Here is a 21459-nt window from a genome sequence, read left to right as displayed (position 1 = left end):
CGGCGCGTCAGCCCTTGGCCGACATGACGAAGAGGATGATCGCCGCCACCGCGATCGCCACCGCCTGGAGCAGGATGCGTTGCTGCATCAGCTTCTGCGACTTGAGCGCGCGCGGGCTCGGGCCGTCGCCATGCCCCTCCAGGTCCTGGCTGGTGGTGCCTGCCATGTTCACCAGCCCCTTGATGAGGACGAACAGGGTCGCGAACATCGCGGCGACGAGCAGGATGGCGAGGAAGAACATCCGGCCAGCTTACGCCCCTGTCGCGGCGATGCCAACCGGCAGTTGCCCCGCGCGCAATCGCTCGGCGAGCGCGCGGCCGTCCTCGCCCGCCAGCCGCATCGCCTCCAGGCTCGGGGCGCCGTGGCGCTTGGCGAGGCGGGTGCCGTCCGGGCCGGCCAGGAGCGGGTGGTGGCGATATTCGGGCGTCGGCAGGCCGAGCAGCGCCTGGAGCAGGCGGTGGACATGCGTGGCCGCGAACAGATCCACCCCGCGCACGACATCGGTGATGCCCTGGGCGGCGTCGTCGACGGTGACGGCAAGGTGGTAGCTGGCGGGTGCGTCCTTGCGAGCGAGGACGACGTCGCCGGCGGCGGCGGGATCGGCCCGGACGCAGCCGGCATGGGCGTCGCGCCAGCACAGTTCCGTCTCGCCCCCGGCGTGCTGGGGGAGGCATTGGAGCGCCCTTGCCATGTCCAGCCGCCAGCAATGCGGCCGGCGCAGGTCCGGCGCCTCCAGCCCGCGGCAGGTGCCGGGATAGAGCGCGCCCTCCGGGCCGTGCGGCGCCGATGCGCTGGCGGCGATGTCGGCGCGGGTGCAGAAACAGGGATAGAGCAGGCCCTGCCCGCGCAACCGGCCGAGCGCCGCCTCGTACAGGTGCAGGCGCCGGGACTGCCAGGTCACCGCCCCGTCCCAGCCCAGGCCGAGCCATTCGAGGTCCCGCAGGATCGCCTCGACATGCGCGGGCCGCGAGCGGGTGCCGTCGATATCCTCGATGCGCAGGGTGAAGCGGCCGCCATGCGCCCGCGCGTGATCGTGCGCCTGGATCGCCGACCAGGCATGGCCCAGATGCAGGCGCCCCGTCGGGCTCGGCGCGAATCGCGTGTGGATAACCATCAAACCGGCCCTTGACCGCGAGTCGCGGCATATGCTGTCATCAGCGCGTCACGCTTCTCGGCGAGAGGCGGGGCACCATAGTTTGGGCGAGGGAGCGCATGTATCATCCCGATCTGATCCGCCATCCGGACAGCTGCCCCGCCCTTGTGCTCAACGCGGACTATACGCCCCTGAGCTATTACCCGCTGAGCGTGTGGCCCTGGCAGACTGCGGTCAAGGCGCTGTTCCTCGAACGGGTGGACGTCGTCTCCTATTACGAGCGGGAAGTGCGAAGTCCCAGCGCGAGGCTGAAGCTCCCTTCGGTCATCGCGCTCAAACAATATGTGAAACCTTCGCAATTCCCCGCCTTCACGCGCTTCAACCTGTTCCTTCGCGACAAATTCTCCTGCCAATATTGCGGGACCCAGCGCGACCTCACCTTCGACCATGTCATTCCCCGCGCCCAGGGCGGGCGCACCACCTGGGAGAATGTCGCGACTGCCTGCGCCCCATGCAACCTCAAGAAGGGCGGGCGCACGCCGCAACAGGCCGCGATGCCCCTCCACATCCAGCCGATCCGGCCGACCAGCTGGCAGCTCCAGGAGCATGGCCGGCGCTTCCCCCCCAATTATCTGCACGAGACCTGGCGCGACTGGCTCTACTGGGACGTGGAGCTGCTGGCCTGACGCACGCTCTGGACCGCACAGGGTCGAGGGCGTTAGCATCTCTCCGTAACGACCTGTTCCGGGGGAGATAGCATGAGCGGTTTCACCATCGATCGGCGCACGGCGCTGGCACTTTCGCTGGGCGGTGCGACCGTTGCCGCCTTCCCGCGGCTGGCGCTGGCGGCAACGCTCGACGAAGCCGCGGTCGACGCGATCGTCCAGCCCTTCATGGCCGCGTTCGAGACGCCGGGCATCGCCGTGGCGATCGTCCGTCCCGGCGCGCCCGCCCTTGTGAAGGGCTATGGCGTACGCACGCTCGGCAAGCCCGGCGCGGTGGACGTGCACACGCGCTTCGGCATCGCCTCCCATTCCAAGGCGTTCACCGCCGCCGCGCTGGCGCTGCTCGTCGATGCGGGCAAGCTGGGCTGGGAAGACCCGGTGGTGAAGCACCTGCCCGAGTTCCGCATGTCCGATCCCGCCGTCACGCAGATGATGACGGTGCGCGACCTGCTGGTCCACCGCTCCGGCCTGCCGCTCGGCGCGGGCGACCTGATGTTCTTCCCCGCCGGCAGCCATGTCGCCGCCGACGTGCTCAACGCGTTGCCGCACCTCAAGCCGGCGCGCGGCTTCCGGGCGGGCTATGACTATGACAACATCCTCTACATCGTCGCAGGCCTGCTGATCGAGCGCGTGGCAGGCATGGCCTGGGACAAGTTCGTCGAGGCGCGGCTGTTCGCGCCGCTCGGCATGGCCGACGCGGTGGGATCGCGCGGATCGCTCCGCACCGACAATGTCGCGGGCCGGCACGCGCGCCTGGGCCCCCCGGTGCGCGGGATCGGCAAGCTGGAAGTGGTGCAGCCCGACGAGGGCCCGATGGTCGACGCCGCCGGCGGGATCAACGCCAGCATCGCCGACATGGCGAAATGGCTGCAGGTGCAGCTGGCGCAGGGCAAGCTGCCCGACGGCAAGCAGCTCTGGTCGCCGGAACAGGCCAAGGAAATGTGGAAGCCGCAGACGATCACCGCGGCGAGCGACGGGCCGACCGAGAGCAATCCGGCGCGGCCGGTGCTCGCCGCCTATGCGCTCGGCTGGTTCGTCCAGGACTATCGCGGCATGCGCATGATCCAGCACAGCGGCGGACTGTCCGGCCAGGTGACCTATTCGGGGATGCTCCCGTCGCGCGGCATCGGCGTCTCGGTGCTGAGCAATGTCGAGGAGAGCGTCTCCGCCGCGATCCGCAACGCCATCCTCGACCGGCTGATCGACGCCCCGGCGTTCGACTGGGTGTCGAGCTATCGCACCCGCCAGAAGGCGGCGCAGGACGAAGCGCTGGCGAGCGTCGAGGGCGGCGTGGACAAGGCGCCGGCCGGCGGCCCCTCGCTGCCGCTCGCCGGTTATGCCGGGCGCTATCGCGACCCCTGGTATGGCGACGTGGTGGTGGGCCAGAAGAGCGGCAGGCTGTGGATCGACTTCGTGCCGACTCCCGTGTTCAAGAGCCCGCTCGAGCCCTGGGGGCCGGACAGCTTCCGCACCCGCTTCGCCAAGGATGCCGGCGAGGATGCCGTGGTCAGCTTCGAGATCAAGGACGGCAAGGTGGCCGGCGTGACGATGAAGCCGCTCTCGCCGCTCGCCGACTTCAGCTACGACTATCAGCACCTCGCCTTCGTGCCGGTGCCGTAATCAACTGTATTATTGCAGTAATACAGATGCTGCGCTAAAAGGGCGCCATGCGAGCGGCGGAATCGACGACTGATGGCTGACGGGAACGATCCGAGGAACGTCCGTTTTCCGTTGCGCCGGTCCGGCGACGATTTCGAGCCGGCGCCCGCTCCGGCGGCCAAGCCGGAGCCGCGCGCCTGGCGCCCGCCCTCGCTCGAGGGAATCGTGGGCGACGCGCTCAAGCGCGTGCGGCCGCAGCGGCAGGAGCCGCCGCTCGAGCTTTCCGGCGGCATGCCGCCGCCCGGGGACTATGCCCCGCGCTGGCACCGCGCGGCGCCGCCGCCCGCCCCTCCGCCACCGCCGCCGATCCAGCCGGGCCATGCCGAGCCGCTCCCGGCCGGCGGCTACACCACCAACCTGCCGGTGGTGGTCCGGAGGCGGAACTGGCTGCGCTGGGCGAGCTGGGCGATCGCCGGCTTCATCCTGCTGTTCTTCCTCGCGGTCGCCTGGCTGGCGCTCACCGCACCGCTCTCCAAGTCGCTGCAACCGCCGGCGCCGCCCTCGATCACGTTGCTCTCCGCCGAGGGCAAGCCGATCGCGCGGCGCGGCGCAGTGATCGCCGAGCCGGTGGACGCGACGAAGCTGCCCGCCCATGTCCGCAACGCGTTCGTCGGGATCGAGGACCGGCGCTTCTACAGCCATTGGGGCGTCGATCCGCGCGGCATCCTGCGCGCGTTCGTGCACAACGTCACCCAGAGCGGCGGCTCGCAGGGCGGCAGCACGATCACCCAGCAGCTCGCCAAGAACGCCTTCCTCAATTCGCAGCGCACCTTCGGGCGCAAGGCGCAGGAAGTGCTGATCGCCTTCTGGCTCGAGGCCTGGCTGAGCAAGGACGAAATCCTCTCGCGCTATCTCTCCAACGTCTATTTCGGCGACAATGTCTATGGCCTGCGCGCCGCCGCGCGGCATTATTTCAGCACCGAGCCCGAGGACCTGACCCTGAGCCAGGCGACGCTGCTGGCCGGGCTGGTGCAGGCGCCTTCGCGGCTTGCCCCCACCGGCAACCTGAAGGGCGCGCGCGAGCGGCAGAAGCTGGTGATCGGCGCGATGGTGGATGCCGGCCTGATCACCAAGGCGCGGGCCGATGCCATCCGGCCGGGCGTGCTGCACGTCAGCAAGTCGAAGGAAGACCTGCCCAACGGCACCTATTTCGCCGACTGGGTGCTGCCCCAGGCGCGCGACCGCGCCGGCGGCGTCGGCACCGAGCAGACGGTGCAGACGACGCTCGAGCTGAACGCGCAACAGGCCGCCGAGCGGGCGGTGCGCGGCGCGGGGCTCAGGAAATCGCAGATCGCGATCGTGGCGATGCATCCGGACGGCCGGGTGATCGCGATGGTGGGCGGCAAGAGCTATGGCGAGAGCCCGTTCAACCGCGCCACCCAGGCGCGGCGCCAGCCGGGATCGACCTTCAAGCTGTTCGTCTATCTGGCGGCGCTGCGCGGCGGCATGGACCCCGACACGATCGTGGACGACAGCCCGGTCCAGATCGGCGACTGGAAGCCCGAGAATTCGCATGGCAGCTATGCCGGCAAGATCACGCTGCGCCAGGCCTTCGCCAAATCCTCGAACGTCGTCGCCGCGCGGCTGACCCAGAAGCTGGGGGTGCGCGAAGTGACGCGGGCGGCGCGCGACCTGGGCATCTCCACGCCGATCGGCGACGACGCCTCGATCGCGCTCGGCACCTCCACCGTGTCGCTGCTCGAGCTGACCGCCGCCTATGCCGCGGTGGCCAATGGCGCCTATCCGGTACGGCCGCAGGGCCTGAGCGACGACGAGGCGGCAAGCGACTGGCTGGCCAAGCGACTGGGCGGGCCCACTCGCTTCAACGGGCGCCAGCTCGACGACCTGCGCAGCCTGCTCGGCACGGTGGTGGAGGACGGCACCGGGCGCGGCGCGGCGCTGCCGATCCCGACCTATGGCAAGACCGGCACCACCCAGGACAATCGCGACGCGCTGTTCATCGGCTATGCCGGCGGCATCGTCTGCGGCGTGTGGCTGGGCAATGACGACAATTCGCCGAATCCGGGCCTGTCGGGCAGCGGCCTGCCCGCGCGGGTGTGGCGCGATTTCATGACCCGGGCGCTCGACCTGCGCATCCCGCCGCCCGAGCCGACGACCGAACCCGACGGCAACGACGTGACGCTGGACGAGGTGCTGAACGGCGTGGGCGACTTCATCCAGGGGACGGGGATCGAAACCCAGGTGGTGCCGCAGGGCGTCGACCCCGACGCGCAGGGCGAGGCGCCGATCCTCGGCCGGCCGGGCGACGCGCCCGGGCGACGCCCCCGCCGCGAGCAGGCACCGGACGGACCGCCTCCGCCGGATCGCTTCCGGCCGGACGACCGGCGCGGCGAGGAGCGGTAGAATCCATCATCGTATCGATACAAGACGCTCCAGCAGTGCCGGAGGAAATCGGATGTTTCACTTGTGGGCACCGTCGATCCGATTCCGGCGGGGCTGGTGGGTCGTCGCCCTGGCGGCATTTTCGACGGTGCCGGCATGGGCCCAGGTCTCCGGATTTCGGGACGGCGCCGCGAAGGTCCACCTGTCGACGGGTTCGAATGTCGGCGAATGGATCGTACGCGGCGAGGCGTCCCCCCGGCAGCAGGCCATCGTGGTCTTCGTTCACGGCGGACCCGGCCTCTACACCGAGCAACGACGCATCGACGAAGGCGCCGTCTTTCGGCGCGCGGGTTTTACGACTGCCTATTATGATCGCGCGGGCGGCGGCGTTTCCGAACGGCTTCCCGCCGCGGAATATTCGTTCGAGCGAGAGATCGCAGACCTGGAGGCCTATCGCGTCCATCTCAATGCGGGCCGGCTTATCCTGTGGGGCAACTCCTTCGGCGCCTCGCTCGCCACTGCTTACGTGGCACGATATCCCGAGCATGTCGCAGCCCTGGTGCTGACGTCGCCCGGAACCTTCCCGGGAACGACCGTGGAACGCGACTTCTCGCGAACCGAGAGGGCTCCGGTCGTCATGTCCCGGGAAATGAAGAGCGCCGCTGCGCTGATCGACGGCAAAGGCGCCGCCGCCGAGAGCCGGCTTAGCCAGTCCGATGCCGGCAGGATCTTCGACGACTTCGTCGGCAGCCAGCTGGCCGACGGCTTCCTGTGCAAGGGATCCGGCATTTCCCCGCCGGCCCTGCCCGGCGGAGGCAATCTCTATGTCCAGCGCCTCGTCTCCGCGAGTGTGGCGAAGGTGAAGCCGGCGAACATCGCGCCGGGCAGATTCCCGGTGCTGATTCTTCGCGGCTCCTGTGATTTCATGCCGCCCGCCAACGCCGCGCAATACGCGTCCTTTCTCGGAGGCGACGTCGTGACGCTGGACGCCGTGGGCCACGGGCTGCTGGAGGATCGTGCGGCGGTGGACGGCGCCATCGCGAACTTCCTCCGGCGGCATTTCGCGCGCCCCTGAAGGACAGGGCCAAGATTCTCCCCTCGCCCTTGAGGGCGGATTTTGGGTTGCGCTGTTGACGCCGCCCGGCACCCTCAGCATGGACCTCCCATGCGCTTCTTCTCCGACAACGCCGCCGCAGTCTGCCCCGAAGTGCTCGCCGCGCTGGCAAGCGTGAACCAGCTCGACACCGCCTATGACGGAGACAGATGGTCGCAATCGCTCGACGGCGCCTTTTCGGACCTGTTCGGCACGCAGGTGCGCGCGTTGTGGGTGCCGACCGGCACCGCGGCGAACAGCCTCGCCCTGGCCGCGCTCTGCCCGCCTTATGGCGGCGTGGTCTGCCACCGCGAGGCGCACATCAATGTCGACGAGTGCGGCGCGCCGGAATTCTATACGCACGGCGCCAAGCTGCTGGCCGGCGAGGGCCCGGGCTCGAAGCTGACGCCCGATGCGATCCGCGCGGTGATCGATCCGATCCGCCCCGACGTGCACCAGGTGCAGCCGCATGCCGTCTCGATCACCAACGCAACCGAATATGGCCTGGCCTATACGCCGGGCGAAGTGGCGGCGATCGGGGCGCTGGCGAAGGAGCGCAAGCTCGGGCTGCACATGGACGGGGCGCGCTTCGCCAACGCCGTCGCGCATCTCGGCTGCCATCCCGGCGACTTGACCTGGCGCGCGGGCGTGGACGCGCTCAGCTTCGGCTTCGTCAAGAATGGCGGGATGAGCGCCGAGGCGCTGATCTTCTTCCGGCCCGAACTGGCGGAGGCGACGCTCTATCGTCGCAAGCGGGCGGGGCTGCTCTCCTCCAAGGGCCGCTATCTGGCGGCGCAGATCCTGGCGATGCTGGAGAACGACCTGTGGCTCGAGAACGCCCGCGCGGCCAATGCCGGCGCGCGCCTGCTCGCCCGGGCGGCGGGGGACCGGCTGGTGCACCCGGTCGAAGCCAATGAGGTGTTCCTGAAGATGCGCGCCGAGGAAGCGGCGCGCCTGCGCGCGCTCGGCTTCGATTTCTACGACTGGGGCGTGGGCGAGGCGCGGCTGGTGATCAGCTGGGACCAGGCCGAGGAAGCGATACGGCCGCTGGCCGATGCGATCGCGGCGCTGTGAGGACGGGCTCCCCTGAAATCCTCCCCGGGCCTGTCTCGGAGAGGGGAACCGCCGGCGGAGCCGGTGGTGGAGGGGCACAGCGAGTCGCCGCCGGATCGCGGCGCCCCCTCCGCCACGCCGCTTCGCGTCGCGGCCCCCTTCCCCCGGCAAGCGGGGGAAGGAATTGATGACGGCCGCATCCGCCCCGCAATCCGCCCGCCTCTCCGTCCTGGTTCCCTTCGCGATCGTCACGCTGATCTGGGGATCGACCTGGATCGTGATCCGCGACCAGCTCTCGGTGGTGCCGCCGAGCTGGTCGGTCACCTATCGCTTCGCGGTGGCCGGAGTGACCATGCTGGCCTGGGCGGCGCTGCGCGGCGACGGGCTGCGGCTCGATGCGCGGGGCGTGCGCTTCGCGGTCCTGCTCGGGCTCGCGCAGTTCGTGTTCAACTTCAACTTCGTCTATCGCGCCGAGCAGCACATCACCTCGGGCGTGGTGGCGGTGGTCTATGCGCTGCTGCTGGTGCCCAATGCAGTGATGGCGCGGATCTTCCTCGGGCAGAAGATGGGACGCCAGCTGATCATCGGCTCGGCCATCGCGATGGCGGGCGTCGCCCTGCTGTTCCTGCACGAAGCGCGGCTCAGCCCGGTGGGCCCGGCCCAGGCCCTGCTCGGCATCGTCATCGCACTGGCCGGCGTCCTGTGCGCCTCGATCGCCAACATCATGCAGGCGACCGATACGGCCAAGGCCTATCCGATGGCGACGATGCTGGGCTGGGCGATGCTGAGCGGCGCGGCGATCGACGGGCTGTTCGCGCTCGCCACCGCGGGGCCGCCGGCATTCGATCCCCGGCCCAGCTATGCGGGCGGCATCCTCTATCTCGGCGTGCTGGGATCCGCGCTGACCTTCAGCATCTATTTCCGGCTGATCCGCACGATCGGCCCGGCCAAGGCAGCCTATACCAGCGTGCTGATCCCGGTGATCGCGATGCTGTTCTCGACGCTGTTCGAAGGCTATCGCTGGTCCGCGCTGGCGGAAGGCGGCGCGGGGCTGGTGCTCGCGGGGCTGGTGGTGGCGCTGAGGGCGCGCAGGCCCAACCGGTAATCGGCATGGCGCGGCCGCCAGCCCAGCACCCGCTTCGCCTTGCCGTTCGCGACGCGACGATTCTCGGCATGGAAGGCGCGGGCCTGGGGGCTTAGCCCCGCCTGCTCCAGCGGGACCATCGGCGGCACCGGCAACCCCAGCAGCGCGCAGCCATAGGCAATGACGTCGCTCTGCGGAGCGGGGCGATCGTCGGCCAGGTTATAGGCGCCGGGCGGCCCGGCGAAGCCGGCGATCACGCCCTCGACGATGTCGTCGACATGGATGCGGCTGAACACCTGGCCCGGCAGGTCGATCCGCGGCGCGGCGCCGGCGCGGATGCGATCGAGCGGGGAGCGGCCGGGGCCGTAGATGCCGGGCAGGCGGAACACATGCGCGCCGGCAAGCGCCAGCCAGGCGGCGTCCGCCCTTGCCCGGGCGATGCGGCGGCCGGTGCCCATGGGCGCCGTCTCGTCGACCCAGGCGCCGCCGGTGTCGCCATAGACGCCGGTCGAGGAGAGATAGCCGATCCAGGCGCGGGAGGCGGCGATCTCGTTCCCATAGGTTGCGAGGACGGGGTCGTCCTCGCCCGGCGGGACGGTGGAGAGGATGTGCGTGGCGCGCGCGATGTCGCCCGCGCGGTCGGCGAAGGTCTCGCGGGCAACGGTGGCGATTTCCGCCCGGCCGGCCAGCCGCGCGACCAGGCGCATGGCGGTATAGCCGGGGCCGAAGATCAGGAGACGCATTTCCTAGGCCCTCGCCTGGGGAGGCAGGAGGACGCGCGACGCCGGCGGAGGGGCATTTGCCGCGAGCGATGTCGCCGGTGGCGCGCCACCCCTCCACCGCGCGGGGAGGATCGGAACGTCACTGCGCCCCATATCCCCCGAACCGCACCCCGAAGAAATCGCCCCTGTTCCAGCGCGGGCGTTCCGGCGCATCGGTGAGCGCGCGGGCGACGGCATAGTTCAGGCGCATATATCTGGCGGCCGAGTTCCAGTCGAAGGGCAAATCGATCTGGTCCGAGGGCTTGTGATAGTTCTCGGCCAGGAATCTCTTCTGCGCCTCCGCTCCCTGCCCGCCCGGGCCGGTATCGATCGAGACCGCCGGAATGCCCGACTTGACGAAGCTGTAGTGATCCGAGCGGACGAAGAACATCTCCTCGGGGCTCGGATCGGGGACGACGGCAAGGCCCTCGCCAGCCGCCGCCGCGGCGATCACCGGGCCCAGGCTGGAGCGTTCGGCCCCCAGCGCGACGACATCGACCAGCGGATAGGTGAGGATCGGCATGTCCATGTTGACGTCGGCGACCAGCCGGTCCTTCGCCACCGGCGGATAATGCGCGAAATAGTCCGAGCCGAGCAGCCCCTTCTCCTCCGCCGCCAGAGCCACGAACAGCATCGAGCGCCGGGGCTTCTCGCCCGAAGCGACGAACTTGCGGGCGACCTCGAGCATGGTCGAGACGCCGATCGCATTGTCCATCGCGCCATTGTAGATGCGGTCGCCATTGACCGCATCCCCCACGCCGACATGGTCCAGATGGGCGGAGAGGACGACATATTCCGCCTTGAGCGACGGATCGGTCCCGGGGATCAGCCCGGCCACGTTGCGCGTCGCCTGCGTCACCAGCCGCGTCTTGCTCGCAACCCTGAGCGTGCCCGCGAGCGCGCCGGTAGGGACCCGCGTGCCCCTGCGCTGCGCGGCGAGCACATCGGCCCAGCGGATCTTCGCCCCCTGGAACAGCTTCTCCGCCCCGGCCGGGCCGACATAGCCCACCGGCGGGGCGCCCGGCGCAGTCGCGAAGGCAGTGCCGTCGGGCCGTGCCCAGGTCGTGCGTTCATAGTCGTAATAGGGAACGATCGCCTCGAAGGGGATCTGCTCGCGCTGGGCGAGCGATTCGAGCACGATCACCGCCACCGCGCCCTTTTGCTGCGCGATTGCCGCCTTCTGCTCGTCGTCGCCGAAATGCGCCTCGACTTCGTTGGGCAGGCCCTGGGGCACGCCGGGCAGGATCGCCACGATCTTCCCCTTCACGTCGAGCCCCTTGTAATCGTCGCGCTTCCCTTCGGGATAGACGATGCCATAGCCGGCGAAGACGATGCCGCCCTCGGCCTTGAAGTCGGGCGTGGCGGGCACCGGCGTGTTGACATAGTCGATGCCGAACTGGAGCGGGATTTCCATCGCACCGCGCACCAGGCTCCACTTCGCCTTCTCGGCCGGCTTGTACGAGACCAGCTTGAACGGCTGGAACCAGCTTCCCGCCGCGCCGGGCACCAGGCCGATCGCCAGCATCTGCGCCGCGACATATTCGGCCGCCACGTCATAGTCGCGCGTTCCCGCCTCGCGCCCGCGAAGCGCATCGGAGGCGAGGAACTGGACATGCGCCTTCAGCGCCGCCTGCTCGGGCGGAAGCTGGGCGGCCGGCTGGGCCGCGGTCTGCGCCTGGGCAAACGGCGCGGCGAACAGCGCCGCCGCGGCGAGGAGGAAGCGGCGGAAGATCACTTTTCCGAAGGTCCCTGGGCCATCGGCCCCTTGTAGAGCGTGCCGAAGAAATCGCCCTTGTTCCACACCGGCCTGGCCTCCGCATCGGCGATGGCGCGAGCGATCGCATAGTTGAGGCCGACGAAGCGCAGCCCCTGCTTCCAGTCGATCAGCCCCACTTCGTCCGAAGGCTGGTGGTAATGCTTGTCGAGGAATTCCTTCGTCGCCGCAGCGCCCGGACCGCCCGGTCCCAGATCGAGCGAGACCGCGGGGATGCCCGCCTTGACGAAGCTGTAATGATCCGAGCGGACGAAATAGGCCTGGTCCGGCTCCGGATCGGGAACCAGCCTGACTCCCTCCGCGGCGGCGGCCGCCTCCACCAGCTTTCCGACCGAGCTGCGATCCGCGCCATAGGCGACCAGATCGACGAAATCATACGTCAGGATCGGCATGTCGAGATTGACATTGGCGACGATCGATCGGCCCGGCACGGTCGGGTGCGCGGCGAAATATTCCGAGCCGACCAGGCCCTGCTCCTCCGCCGTCACTGCGACGAACAGGATCGAACGGCGCGGCCGCTTGCCGGAGGCCTGGAAGCGGCGCGCCACTTCGAGCATCGCGGCGGTGCCGACCGCATTGTCCATCGCGCCGTTATAGATCCTGTCGCCCGTCGCATCGGGCTCGCCCACGCCGACATGATCGAGGTGCGCCGACAGGACGACATATTCGCCCGCCTTGTCCGTCCCTTCCAGCAGGCCGGCGACATTGTCCGCCGCCAATCTGCGCAGCGCAGTCTCGGCGGTGCCCGTGGCGGATACGGCGAGCGCCCCGCGCGCGATCTTCCCGCCCACCTTGTCCGCCGCCAGGACGGCGTCCCATTTGATCTTCGAACCTTCGAACAGCTTGGCGGCACCGTCGAAGCCCAGATAGGCGAAGGCCGGCGCGGCGGGGCCCGCCGCAGCGCCACCGTCCGACCAGGTCATCGCCTCGCTCTCCGCGAAGGAGACCACCTGGGCGAATGGGCGGAGCGCGTGACGGGCGTTGCTCTCGATCAGGAGAACGCCGACCGCGCCATGCGCCGCCGCGACGCGCATCTTCTCCTCGGGCTGCGCGAGATGCGCGCGGACATCGCTGGGCAGGCCGCGCGGCGCGTCGCGCAGCATCGCCACGATCGCGCCCTTCGCCTGGAGCCCCGCATATTCCTCCTCGGTGCCATAGCCGACAAAGACCACCGGGCCCGACACGGCGACCTTCGGCGTCCTCGGCGTGGGGCGGGCGATATAGTCCTTGCCCCATTCGAGGGGGATCGACGTTTCGCCACGCCGAAGCACGAGCGTGCCGTGGCCGGCCGACTTGTAGGCGACCAGCGGCACCGGCTGGAGCCAGGTGCCGTTCACGCCCGCAGGCTTGAGCCCGGCCGCGAGCATCTGCGCCGCGACATATTGCTCGGCGATGGCCAGTTCGGGCGAGCCCGTGTCACGGCCCTTCATCGCATCGGATGCGAGGAACTGGACATGCGCCTTCAGCGCCGCCGCGTCCCTGTCCAGATCCGGTTTGTCGAGATCCTGGGCGAAGGCGGGAACAGCGGCGAGCAGAGTCGCTGCGAAGAGAAGTGCGCGCTTCATGCTCACTTGGCCCCCGGACCGTTATAGGTGAGGCCGAAGAAATCGCCCTTGTTCCACACCGGTCGCTGCTCGCCATCGGCAATCTCGCGGGCGATGCGATAATTCACGTCGACGAAGCGCACGCCGGACTCCCAGTCGATCGCCGGCAGCTGGCCGATCTCGTCCGAGGGCTGGTGATAATGGTTCTTCATGAAGTCGTCATATGCCGCGCGACCGGGGCCGCCCGCACCGGGCCAGAGGAAGACCGAGGGCACGCCCTTGCGAACGAAGTTGTAGTGATCCGAGCGGACGAAGATGTTCTCGCCCGGCAGCGGATCGTCGGACAGCGGCACGCCGATCGCCTTGCCGGCGCGCTCGACGATCGGGCCCAGCGTCGAATGGCCGGCGCCGTACACCATGATGTCCTGGAACTTGTAGGTGATGATCGGCATGTCGAGATTGACGTCGGCGACGATGCTCGACAGCGGCACGGTGGGGTTGTTGGCGAAATAGTCCGAGCCGACCAGGCCCTTCTCCTCGGCGGTGACCGCCAGGAACAGGATCGAGCGGCGCGGCTTCGTGCCCGCCGTCTTGAAGCGCTTGGCCTCCTCGATCAGCGAGGCGATGCCGACGGCATCGTCGAGCGCACCGTTGTTGATCGTGTCGCCGGTCTTGTCGGGCCGGCCGACGCCGATATGGTCGAGATGCGCGGAAAGGACCACGACTTCCTTCGACAGCGCGGGATCGCTGCCCGGCAGCATGCCGGCGACGTTGTAGCTCTTCACCGGAGTGAGCGCGGTCTTGGCGGCCACGCTAACGGTCACCGGCAGCGCCTCTGCCTTGAACACCGCGTCGGGCGCGGCGGCCGCCTTGGCGATATCGGCCCATTTCTGCCTGGCGCCCGCGAACAGCTTCTCGGCGCCGACCAGGCTGACGGTGCCGGCCGAGGGCGTGCCCGGCGCGGCGATATGGCCGGTGCCGTCGGGGTTGCCCCAGGTGAAGCGCGGCCGCGCCGCGGCATTGGCATAGAAGCTGAAGGGCCGCGCCTTGACGGTGTGCGGCGATTCGAGCGTGATCGTGGCGATCGCACCATGCTTCGCCGCGATCTCCGCCTTGGCGGCGGGATTGGAGAAATGCGCGGCGACCTCGCCGGGGAAACTCTCGGGCGCGCCGCCGAAATAGGCGACGATCCTGCCCTTCACGTCGACGCCCCTATAGTCGTCGCGGCCCTGGCCCACGATGCCATAGCCGACGAACACCACCGGCGCGGTGACGGCATAGCTGGGCGTCTCGGGATTGGCCGAGGAGACAAAGTCCTTGCCGAATTCGAGCGCGACCGGCGCGCCGCCCTTGCCCGTCACCGTCATCGTGCCGGGGCCGTCGAGCTTGGCGCTGACCAGCGGGACCTTCTGCAGATAGCCGCCCTCGTCGCCCGCCGGCTTCAGCCCGGCCGCATAGAATTGCGAGACGACATATTGCGCGGCGATCTCGAACTCGGGGCTGCCGGCCTCGCGGCCCTTCAGCGCATCCGCGGCGAGGAACATGACATGGCTCTTGAGCGCCGCCTGGTCGGCGGGCAGCTCGGCATTGACGATCGCATTGCGCTCGGTGGCGGTGAGCGCCGGGGCGGGCGCAGGCGCCGGCGCGTTCTGGGCATAAGCGGGCAGCGCCAGCATCAGCGCAAGGGCCAGCGGCGTGGTGGTGCGGATCATGTGGGGGAACCTCTCGGCGGCAACTCGGTATATCGCTTCGGTAGCACGGCTTGACGCAGGCGCAAGCCGGCAGATTTTCAAGGTGGCGAGCGCCGAGCTTGCCCCTATATCCGAGGCATCATGGCAGACGCTTCCAACGCCCCGCAGACTCCGCACGTCACTCGCCGCGAGGACTATCGCGCGCCCGACTGGACGGTTCCCGAGATCGCGCTCGACTTCGATCTCGATCCGGTGGCGACCCGGGTCCGCGCCACGCTGCTGGTGGAGCGCAGCGGCGCGCACGATCGGCCGCTGGTGCTGAACGGCGACGGGCTGGCGGCAGAGAGCGTGAAGGTGGACGGCGCCGAGGCCGAGGGCTGGCGGATGGACGGCCCGGACCTGGTGATCCCGCTTGCCGGCGACGCGCACGAGATCGAGACGGTCGTGACGATCGCGCCCGAGCGCAACACCCAGCTTCAGGGCCTCTATGCCTCGTCGGGCATGCTCTGCACCCAGTGCGAGGCCGAGGGCTTCCGCCGCATCACCTTCTTCCCCGACCGGCCGGACGTGCTCTCGAAATACAAGGTGCGGATGGCTGCCGACAAGGCGCGCTTCCCGGTGCTGCTGGCGAACGGCGATCCGATCGCGCAGGGCGATGCGGGCGACGGGCGCCACTGGGCCGAGTGGCACGATCCCTTCCCCAAGCCGAGCTATCTGTTCGCGCTGGTGGCCGGCGATCTGGTCGCCAACAGGGGCGTCTTCACCACGATGCGCGGGCGCAAGGTGGATCTCGGCATCTGGGTGCGCGCGGGCGACCTGCCCAAGACCGATCACGCGCTGCACGCGCTCAAGCTGTCGATGGCCTGGGACGAGACCGTCTATGGCCGCGAATATGATCTCGACGTGTTCAACATCGTCGCGGTGGACGACTTCAACTTCGGCGCGATGGAGAACAAGGGGCTGAACGTCTTCAACAGCCGCTACATCCTTGCCGATCCCGACACCGCCACCGATTATGATTACGACGCGATCGCCGCGGTGGTGGCGCACGAATATTTCCACAACTGGTCGGGCAACCGCGTCACCTGCCGCGACTGGTTCCAGCTCAGCCTGAAGGAAGGCTTCACCGTCTTCCGCGACCAGAGCTTTTCGGGCGACCAGGGCAGCAAGGCAGTCAAGCGGATCGAGGATGTCCGCGGCCTGCGCGCCAGCCAGTTCCCCGAGGATGCCGGCCCGCTCGCCCATTCGGTGCGCCCGGACGAGTATATCGAGATATCGAACTTCTACACGGCGACCATCTACAACAAGGGCGCCGAAGTGATCCGGATGATGTCGACCATCCTGGGCCGCGAGAAGTTCCGCGCCGCGACCGACCTGTATTTCGACCGGTTCGACGGCACCGCCGCCACTTGCGAGGATTTCGTGCGCTGCATGGAGGAGGCCGGCGGGGTGGACCTCACCCAGTTCCGCCGCTGGTACAGCCAGGCGGGCACGCCGCGCGTCTCGGCCAATCTGGCCCAGGAAGGCGGCCGCGCCCGCCTCAGGCTCGCCCAGACCGTGCCGCCGACGCCGGGCCAGCCGGCCAAGGAGCCGATGGTGCTGCCGCTCAGGCTCAAGCTGTTCGGCGGCATCACCGGGCGGCCGATGTGCGACGAGCAGCTGGTCCTGCTCAAGGACGCCGCGCACGAGATGCTGTTCGAGAACCTGTCCGAGCCGCCGGTGCTCTCGATCAACCGCGGCTTCTCCGCCCCCGTGATCGTCGAGACCAACCGCACGGCAAAGGACCTCGCCTTCCTCTCGGCGCATGACGACGATCCCTTCGCCCGCTACGAGGCGATGCAGCAGCTGATGCTGGACACGCTGGTCGCCGCGGTGACGAGCGGCAAGGGCGAGCACGCCGCAGTGATCGAGGCGGTCCGGAACACGCTGCTCGATTCGGCACTCGACAAGGCATTCGTCGCCGAAGCCGTGCTGCTGCCGTCGGACAGCTTCATCGGCGACCAGATGGGCATGGTCGATCCCGACGCGATCTTCGCGGCGCGCGAGGCGCTGCGCGCGGACCTGGGCACCGCGCTGGAGAGCGAATGGCGCGCCGCCTATGACGGGGCACAGGCCAATCGCTTCGAATATTCGCCGGCGGCCAAGGGCGCGCGGCGCCTGAAGACGGTGGCGCTCGGCTATATCGCCGCGAGCGGAGCGGACGACGCCGCCGCGCTTGCCTTCGGCCAGTTCGAGGCGGCGGACAACATGACCGATCGCCAGGGCGCGCTGACCACGCTGGTCAACGGCAATTCGGACAAGCGCGAGGCGGCGCTGGCGGCCTTCTACCAGCGCTACCAGGGCAATGCGCTGGTGCTAGACAAATGGTTCCAGACCCAGGCGCTCTCGTCGCGCGACGATGCCGCACAGGCCGTCGAGGCACTGGCCGCGCACAAGGACTTCACGCTCGCCAACCCGAACCGGGCGCGGGCGCTGATCGGCGCGTTCAGCGTCAACCAGCGGGCGTTCCACGATCCTTCGGGCCGCGGCTATCGCTTCGTCGCCGACCAGCTGATCGCGCTCGACCGGCTCAATCCGCAGACCGCGGCCAAGCTGGTGCCGCCGCTCGGCCGGTGGAAGCGCTTCGATCCGGCGCGTGCGGCAAGGATGCGCGCCGAGCTGGAGCGGATCATCGCCACGCCGGGGCTGAGCAAGGATATGTTCGAGCAGGCGAGCAAGTCGCTGGACTGAGGCTTTGGCGACAAGGTGCGGGAAGCGATTCCCGGCGCCGCCGTCCATATCGGCAGGGTAAGGAGACACAGCATGACCTTGTCGACCAAGACCGTTCCCTCGCCCGTCGGCGAACTCACCCTCGTCGCAAGCGACAAGGGCCTCGTCGCGATCCTCTGGGAGAATGATTCGCCCGATCGGGTGAAGCTGGGCGAAGCGGCCGGCGATGCCGGGCATCCGGTGCTGATGGCGGCCGAGACCCAGCTGCGCGAATATTTCGCCGGCACCCGCACCCGCTTCGACCTGCCGCTGGATTTCCGGGGAACCGACTTCCAGAAGAGCGTATGGGCCGAACTGCTGGCCATCCCCTTTGGCGAGACGCGCTCCTATGGCGAGATCGCCGCGAAGCTGGGCCGCCCGAAAGCGTCGCGTGCCGTCGGTGCCGCCAATGGACGCAACCCGATCTCGATCGTCGCCCCGTGCCACCGGGTGATCGGGTCGACCGGCAAGCTCACCGGCTTCGCGGGCGGGCTGGACGCCAAGGAATATCTGCTCGCGCTGGAGCGCCGCGCCGGTTGACGCGGGAGCGTTCGCCCCGGGCCCGCGTTGGCGCCGCATGATCAAGCTGATTGCCACCACTGCCCGCGATCGCGACCGGGTGGGCGAGATCGCGGCCGTGGCCGCGCGCTTCGGGCTGGGCGTGCTGCTCGCCCGGCTGGGCTTCGCCGGCGAAGGCGCGGATGCGGACGCGGGGGCGCTGCCGCTCCCGCGCCGCACCCGGCTGGCGCTCGAGGCGCTGGGGCCGAGCTTCGTGAAGATCGGCCAGATCCTCGCGACGCGCGGCGACCTGCTGCCGCCCGAATGGATCGCCGAGCTCGAGCAGCTCCACAGCGACGCGCCGACGCTGGCCTTCGAGACGATCCGCGCGGCAGTGGAGGACGCGCTGGGCGAGCCGCCCGAGGCCGCCTTCGCGCATTTCGATCCGGTGCCGCTCGCCGCCGCGTCGATGGCGCAGGTCCACCGCGCCCGATTGAAGGATGGGCGCGACGTGGTGCTCAAGGTCCGCCGCCCCGGCATTCGCCGCGCGATGGAAGCGGACATGCGGCTGATCGCCGAACTGGCCGCGCTGGTCGAGCGGAGCAGCGCCGAGGCGCGGCGCTTCGAGCCGGTGGCGCTGGCGCGACAGCTGCGCCAGGCGATGCTGGAGGAGCTGGACTTCACCCAGGAGGGCCGCAACGCCGATCGCATCCGCGAGGACCTGGTCGGCCAGCCCGATGTGCTGGTGCCCGGCATCCATTGGGAGTGGACCAGCGAGACCCTGCTGGTGATGGACTATGTCGAGGGGGTGAAGCCGCTTTCCGCCGAGGCGCTGGCGGCGCGCGGGATCGATCCGGAGGCGATCGCCGAACTCGGCGCCGATCTCGTCATCGAGATGGTGCTGGTCCATGGCCGCTTCCACGGCGATCCGCACCCCGGCAACCTGCTCTGCCTGCCCGGCAACCGGCTGGCGCTGCTCGACCTGGGCTCGATCGGCCATATCGGGCCGGGGCGGCGCGAGGAATTCCTGGGCTTCGTCACGTCGCTGGCCTGGGGCAATCCGCGGGCGCTCGCGGAAACGCTGGCGCTCTGGTCCGAAGGGCATGGCGTGCCGCGTGGCCGCATCGACCGCGCCGCCGAGCAGATCGTCCAGCGCCATGGCGGCGGGCGCATCGTGATGGCGGAGATGGTGCCTGATTTCCTGCGGCTGCTGCGCGAGGAAGGGCTGGTGATGCCGCCGGACCTGCTGCTGGTGTTCAAGGCCTTTGTGACGATGGACGGCGTGCTCGCGCGGATCGCGCCGGGCTTCGACCTGTCCGGCGCGATCCGGCGGGCGGCGGCGCGGCTGGTGGCGGCGCGCTTCGCGCCGGGGCGGCTGGCCGCGAGCGGCGGCATGCTGGCCTGGACCCTGGCAGGGCTGGGCGATGACGCGCCACGGCTGCTGCGCGCCGCGATCCGGCGGATCGAGGCCGAGCCGCCGAACGACGCCGCGACTGCCGCCGCGATCCGGGCGGGCACGGGCTGGATCGCCGCCGCGCTGCTGGGCGGGGCGGCGATCCTGGCCGTGGCGCTGGTGCTGGTCTAGTCCAGGGCCCGAACCAGCATCCGGGATCCGGCGATCGGGCCCTGGCGCTACGCCATCACGTTGCGGCCGCGCGTCACCACGGCGGTGTGCCCCACGCTGGCCTTGGTCGTGCGCTGGGTGACCGTGTCCAGGAACACCCAGTCGTTGCTCGCCTTTTCCGGCGTGAGCGTGAGCGCCATATAGCCGCGGCGGCTGGTGTCGCACCATTTCAGCTCGGGATTGGCGGCGACCAGGCCGGCGGCGATGATCTTCGGATCGGTAGCGGTGCTGTTCTCATAGCCCGGCGACGTGACGCTATGGCCGGCGAATTCGACGCCGGCGGGCTTGCCGTCCTGCCCCAGGTCGAACGCCCAGGCATTGTGGCTGTCGCCGCACAGCACGATCAGATTGGCGCCCGCCGCCTGGGCGGACTTGAGGAAACGCGCGCGGGCCGCCGGGAAGCCGCCCCAATTGTCGAGGTCCGACGGCACGCCGAGCTTGCTGGCGATCACGCCCGACTGGACATAGGCGCGCGTGCGGGCCGGGGCATCCGGCTTGATCCAGTCGAGCGCCTGCTCCGGCATGCGCTGCTTGCCCATGATCGTGCCGAAGCCGACCAGCTGCCACTTCTGGCCGGCGCGCACCGACTTGCGCATCGCATGGCCAAGCCACGCCTCCTGCTCGGTGCCGAGCATGGTACGCGCCGGATCCTGCAGTTCGCCGTCGCGAAAGGCGATCAGCGCCTTCTGCGCGTCGGCGGAGCGGAACAGCGGCGCGAGATCCGGCTCGTCGCTGCGCGCGAGGAGGCGGCTCTCGGTGCGGAACAGCGTGGCGAGGCCGCCAATGTCGTAGCTGCCCCAGGGCGTCTCGGAGACCGGCATCCATTCCTTGAACGCCTGGAGCGCCGCCGCCTTGCGGATGCTCCAGTCGCCTTCGTCCGGCTGATGGTTCTGCGCGCCGCCTTCCCAGCTGTTGTTGGTCGATTCGTGATCGTCCATCTGGATCAGCATCGGCTTGACCCGGTGCAGTTCCTGGAGATCGGGGTCGCTGCGATAGCTGGCATAGCGCAGGCGATAATCGGCGAGATGGACCATCTCGGTCGCCGGCTCGGGCCAGCGATCCGCCACCGCCCCGCCGGCCGGCGCATAGCCGCCGCGCTTATACTCGTAGAGATAATCGCCGAGATGGACCCACAGGTCGATATCGGCGCGCGCCGCGGCATGGCCATAGGCGTTGAAGAAGCCGAACGGCATGTTCGCGCAGGAGAAGACGCCGATGCCGAAGCGGCCGACATTGCCCATGGGCAGCGTCTTCGTCCTGCCCACCGGCGAGAAGCTGCCGTCCGGGGCCACGAAGCGATAGAAATAACTGGTGCCGGGCTCGAGCCCCTCGACCGTGATCTTGGCGGTATGGTCGCGCCACGGGCCGGTGATCTGCTGGCCGCCCGAGACGATCTTCGCGAAATCCGCGGTCTTCGAAATCTCCGCCCTCAGCTTCACCGCGCCGCCATCGGCGGGCACGTAGCGCGTCCAGAGCAGCATCGTGTCCTGCCCCGGCTCGCCGCTGGCGACCGAATGGGTGAAGCCGGCGGCCAGCGCCTGGGCCAGGGAGAAGCCCGGAAGCGCGAGGGCGCCGAGGCCCAGCGTGCCGGTGAGAAGAAGCGAGCGGCGATCGGTACGAAGCGTCATTTGTAGCGTTCCCGGACAATTTCGTCGCACGCCTTGCCGCGTTCCCGTGGCGAGTTCGTGACAGCGCGCGCGCGCGGCGCTAAGCACGGACCGGAATTAACCGGGAAGGGCCCGTTCGACAATCATGCTGCATCTCCTTCC

The 21459-nt window shown here is 69.4% G+C and carries 16 protein-coding genes; 9 read left to right on the top strand and 7 right to left on the bottom strand.

The features are described 5' to 3' along the window. Positions 1-7: 7 nt before the first annotated feature. Together FHR20_RS15160 and gluQRS are read right to left on the bottom strand one after the other, a co-directional pair. Positions 8-241: a twin transmembrane helix small protein gene (locus tag FHR20_RS15160; protein ID WP_086127450.1), complete on the bottom strand. Its 234-nt coding sequence runs from the start codon at positions 239-241 to the stop codon at positions 8-10. A 9-nt stretch (positions 242-250) separates the two neighbouring features. Then, positions 251-1114, bottom strand: a complete 864-nt coding sequence (gluQRS, locus tag FHR20_RS15155; protein WP_167300390.1) for a tRNA glutamyl-Q(34) synthetase GluQRS — start codon at positions 1112-1114, stop codon at positions 251-253. Between the two features lie 98 nt (positions 1115-1212). Here gluQRS and FHR20_RS15150 point away from each other — a divergent pair, with 98 nt between their 5' ends. From FHR20_RS15150 to FHR20_RS15125, 6 genes are all read left to right on the top strand, one after another. Next, positions 1213-1779 carry an HNH endonuclease gene (locus tag FHR20_RS15150; protein WP_086127452.1) on the top strand — a complete coding sequence of 189 codons (567 nt, stop codon included), beginning with the start codon at positions 1213-1215 and terminating at the stop codon, positions 1777-1779. A 72-nt stretch (positions 1780-1851) separates the two neighbouring features. Then, the gene (locus FHR20_RS15145) at positions 1852-3438 is read left to right on the top strand and encodes a serine hydrolase (RefSeq protein WP_167300389.1); all 1587 of its coding nucleotides are present in this window, start codon (positions 1852-1854) and stop codon (positions 3436-3438) included. A 270-nt stretch (positions 3439-3708) separates the two neighbouring features. Next, the gene (locus FHR20_RS15140; protein ID WP_167300550.1) at positions 3709-5841 is read left to right on the top strand and encodes a transglycosylase domain-containing protein; all 2133 of its coding nucleotides are present in this window, start codon (positions 3709-3711) and stop codon (positions 5839-5841) included. A 61-nt stretch (positions 5842-5902) separates the two neighbouring features. Continuing rightward, the gene (locus FHR20_RS15135) at positions 5903-6895 is read left to right on the top strand and encodes an alpha/beta fold hydrolase (RefSeq protein WP_167300388.1); all 993 of its coding nucleotides are present in this window, start codon (positions 5903-5905) and stop codon (positions 6893-6895) included. Positions 6896-6985: 90 nt separating this feature from the next. Further along, entirely contained in the window at positions 6986-7987 is a 1002-nt protein-coding gene (locus FHR20_RS15130) for a threonine aldolase family protein (protein ID WP_167300387.1), read from the top strand. 166 nt (positions 7988-8153) lie between these two features. Further along, positions 8154-9071 (top strand): DMT family transporter, encoded by a 918-nt coding sequence (locus FHR20_RS15125; RefSeq protein WP_167300386.1) that lies wholly within the window; start codon positions 8154-8156, stop codon positions 9069-9071. Here the strand turns inward: FHR20_RS15125 and FHR20_RS15120 are convergent. The 4 genes from FHR20_RS15120 to FHR20_RS15105 form a co-directional block, all read right to left on the bottom strand. Then, on the bottom strand, positions 8981-9793 hold the full coding sequence (locus tag FHR20_RS15120) for a Rossmann-fold NAD(P)-binding domain-containing protein (RefSeq protein ID WP_167300385.1): 813 nt from the start codon (positions 9791-9793) through the stop codon (positions 8981-8983). The genes FHR20_RS15125 and FHR20_RS15120 overlap by 91 nt on opposite strands. Before the next feature lie 118 nt (positions 9794-9911). Further along, positions 9912-11546, bottom strand: coding sequence for a M28 family metallopeptidase (locus tag FHR20_RS15115; protein WP_341786457.1), 1635 nt, complete (start codon positions 11544-11546; stop codon positions 9912-9914). Next, positions 11543-13150, bottom strand: a complete 1608-nt coding sequence (locus FHR20_RS15110; RefSeq protein ID WP_167300384.1) for a M20/M25/M40 family metallo-hydrolase — start codon at positions 13148-13150, stop codon at positions 11543-11545. The genes FHR20_RS15115 and FHR20_RS15110 overlap by 4 nt, the downstream gene beginning before the upstream one ends. A gap of 2 nt (positions 13151-13152) precedes the next feature. After that, positions 13153-14841, bottom strand: a complete 1689-nt coding sequence (locus FHR20_RS15105; RefSeq protein WP_167300383.1) for a M28 family metallopeptidase — start codon at positions 14839-14841, stop codon at positions 13153-13155. 120 nt (positions 14842-14961) lie between these two features. On the opposite strand from FHR20_RS15105, the gene pepN reads away from it, so the two are divergent. From pepN to FHR20_RS15090, 3 genes are all read left to right on the top strand, one after another. After that, positions 14962-17550 carry an aminopeptidase N gene (gene pepN / locus FHR20_RS15100; protein ID WP_167300382.1) on the top strand — a complete coding sequence of 863 codons (2589 nt, stop codon included), beginning with the start codon at positions 14962-14964 and terminating at the stop codon, positions 17548-17550. Between the two features lie 72 nt (positions 17551-17622). Further along, a complete protein-coding gene (locus FHR20_RS15095) occupies positions 17623-18108 on the top strand; it encodes a methylated-DNA--[protein]-cysteine S-methyltransferase (protein WP_167300381.1) in 486 nt (161 codons plus the stop codon). 37 nt (positions 18109-18145) lie between these two features. Continuing rightward, entirely contained in the window at positions 18146-19651 is a 1506-nt protein-coding gene (locus tag FHR20_RS15090; RefSeq protein ID WP_167300380.1) for an ABC1 kinase family protein, read from the top strand. A gap of 47 nt (positions 19652-19698) precedes the next feature. On the opposite strand, the gene FHR20_RS15085 is transcribed toward FHR20_RS15090, so the two are convergent. Continuing rightward, entirely contained in the window at positions 19699-21318 is a 1620-nt protein-coding gene (locus FHR20_RS15085) for an alkaline phosphatase D family protein (protein WP_167300379.1), read from the bottom strand. Positions 21319-21459: the final 141 nt, after the last annotated feature.

The sequence above is a fragment of the Sphingomonas leidyi genome (assembly GCF_011761945.1).
GTDB classification, from domain to species: domain Bacteria; phylum Pseudomonadota; class Alphaproteobacteria; order Sphingomonadales; family Sphingomonadaceae; genus Sphingomonas; species Sphingomonas leidyi.
Note: the sequence above shows the minus strand (reverse complement) of the source record. Positions and strands in the feature narration are given on the sequence as shown.

Excerpts from the sequence above, each read along its gene's own strand:
- FHR20_RS15160 (WP_086127450.1), bottom strand. The coding sequence starts at position 241 with ATGTTCTTCCTCGCCATCCTGCTCGTCGCCGCGATGTTCGCGACCCTG.
- gluQRS (WP_167300390.1), bottom strand. The coding sequence starts at position 1,114 with ATGGTTATCCACACGCGATTCGCGCCGAGCCCGACGGGGCGCCTGCAT.
- FHR20_RS15150 (WP_086127452.1), top strand. The coding sequence starts at position 1,213 with ATGTATCATCCCGATCTGATCCGCCATCCGGACAGCTGCCCCGCCCTT.
- FHR20_RS15145 (WP_167300389.1), top strand. The coding sequence starts at position 1,852 with ATGAGCGGTTTCACCATCGATCGGCGCACGGCGCTGGCACTTTCGCTG.
- FHR20_RS15140 (WP_167300550.1), top strand. The coding sequence starts at position 3,709 with ATGCCGCCGCCCGGGGACTATGCCCCGCGCTGGCACCGCGCGGCGCCG.
- FHR20_RS15130 (WP_167300387.1), top strand. The coding sequence starts at position 6,986 with ATGCGCTTCTTCTCCGACAACGCCGCCGCAGTCTGCCCCGAAGTGCTC.
- FHR20_RS15125 (WP_167300386.1), top strand. The coding sequence starts at position 8,154 with ATGACGGCCGCATCCGCCCCGCAATCCGCCCGCCTCTCCGTCCTGGTT.
- FHR20_RS15120 (WP_167300385.1), bottom strand. The coding sequence starts at position 9,793 with ATGCGTCTCCTGATCTTCGGCCCCGGCTATACCGCCATGCGCCTGGTC.
- FHR20_RS15110 (WP_167300384.1), bottom strand. The coding sequence starts at position 13,150 with ATGAAGCGCGCACTTCTCTTCGCAGCGACTCTGCTCGCCGCTGTTCCC.
- FHR20_RS15105 (WP_167300383.1), bottom strand. The coding sequence starts at position 14,841 with ATGATCCGCACCACCACGCCGCTGGCCCTTGCGCTGATGCTGGCGCTG.
- pepN (WP_167300382.1), top strand. The coding sequence starts at position 14,962 with ATGGCAGACGCTTCCAACGCCCCGCAGACTCCGCACGTCACTCGCCGC.
- FHR20_RS15095 (WP_167300381.1), top strand. The coding sequence starts at position 17,623 with ATGACCTTGTCGACCAAGACCGTTCCCTCGCCCGTCGGCGAACTCACC.
- FHR20_RS15090 (WP_167300380.1), top strand. The coding sequence starts at position 18,146 with ATGATCAAGCTGATTGCCACCACTGCCCGCGATCGCGACCGGGTGGGC.
- FHR20_RS15085 (WP_167300379.1), bottom strand. The coding sequence starts at position 21,318 with ATGACGCTTCGTACCGATCGCCGCTCGCTTCTTCTCACCGGCACGCTG.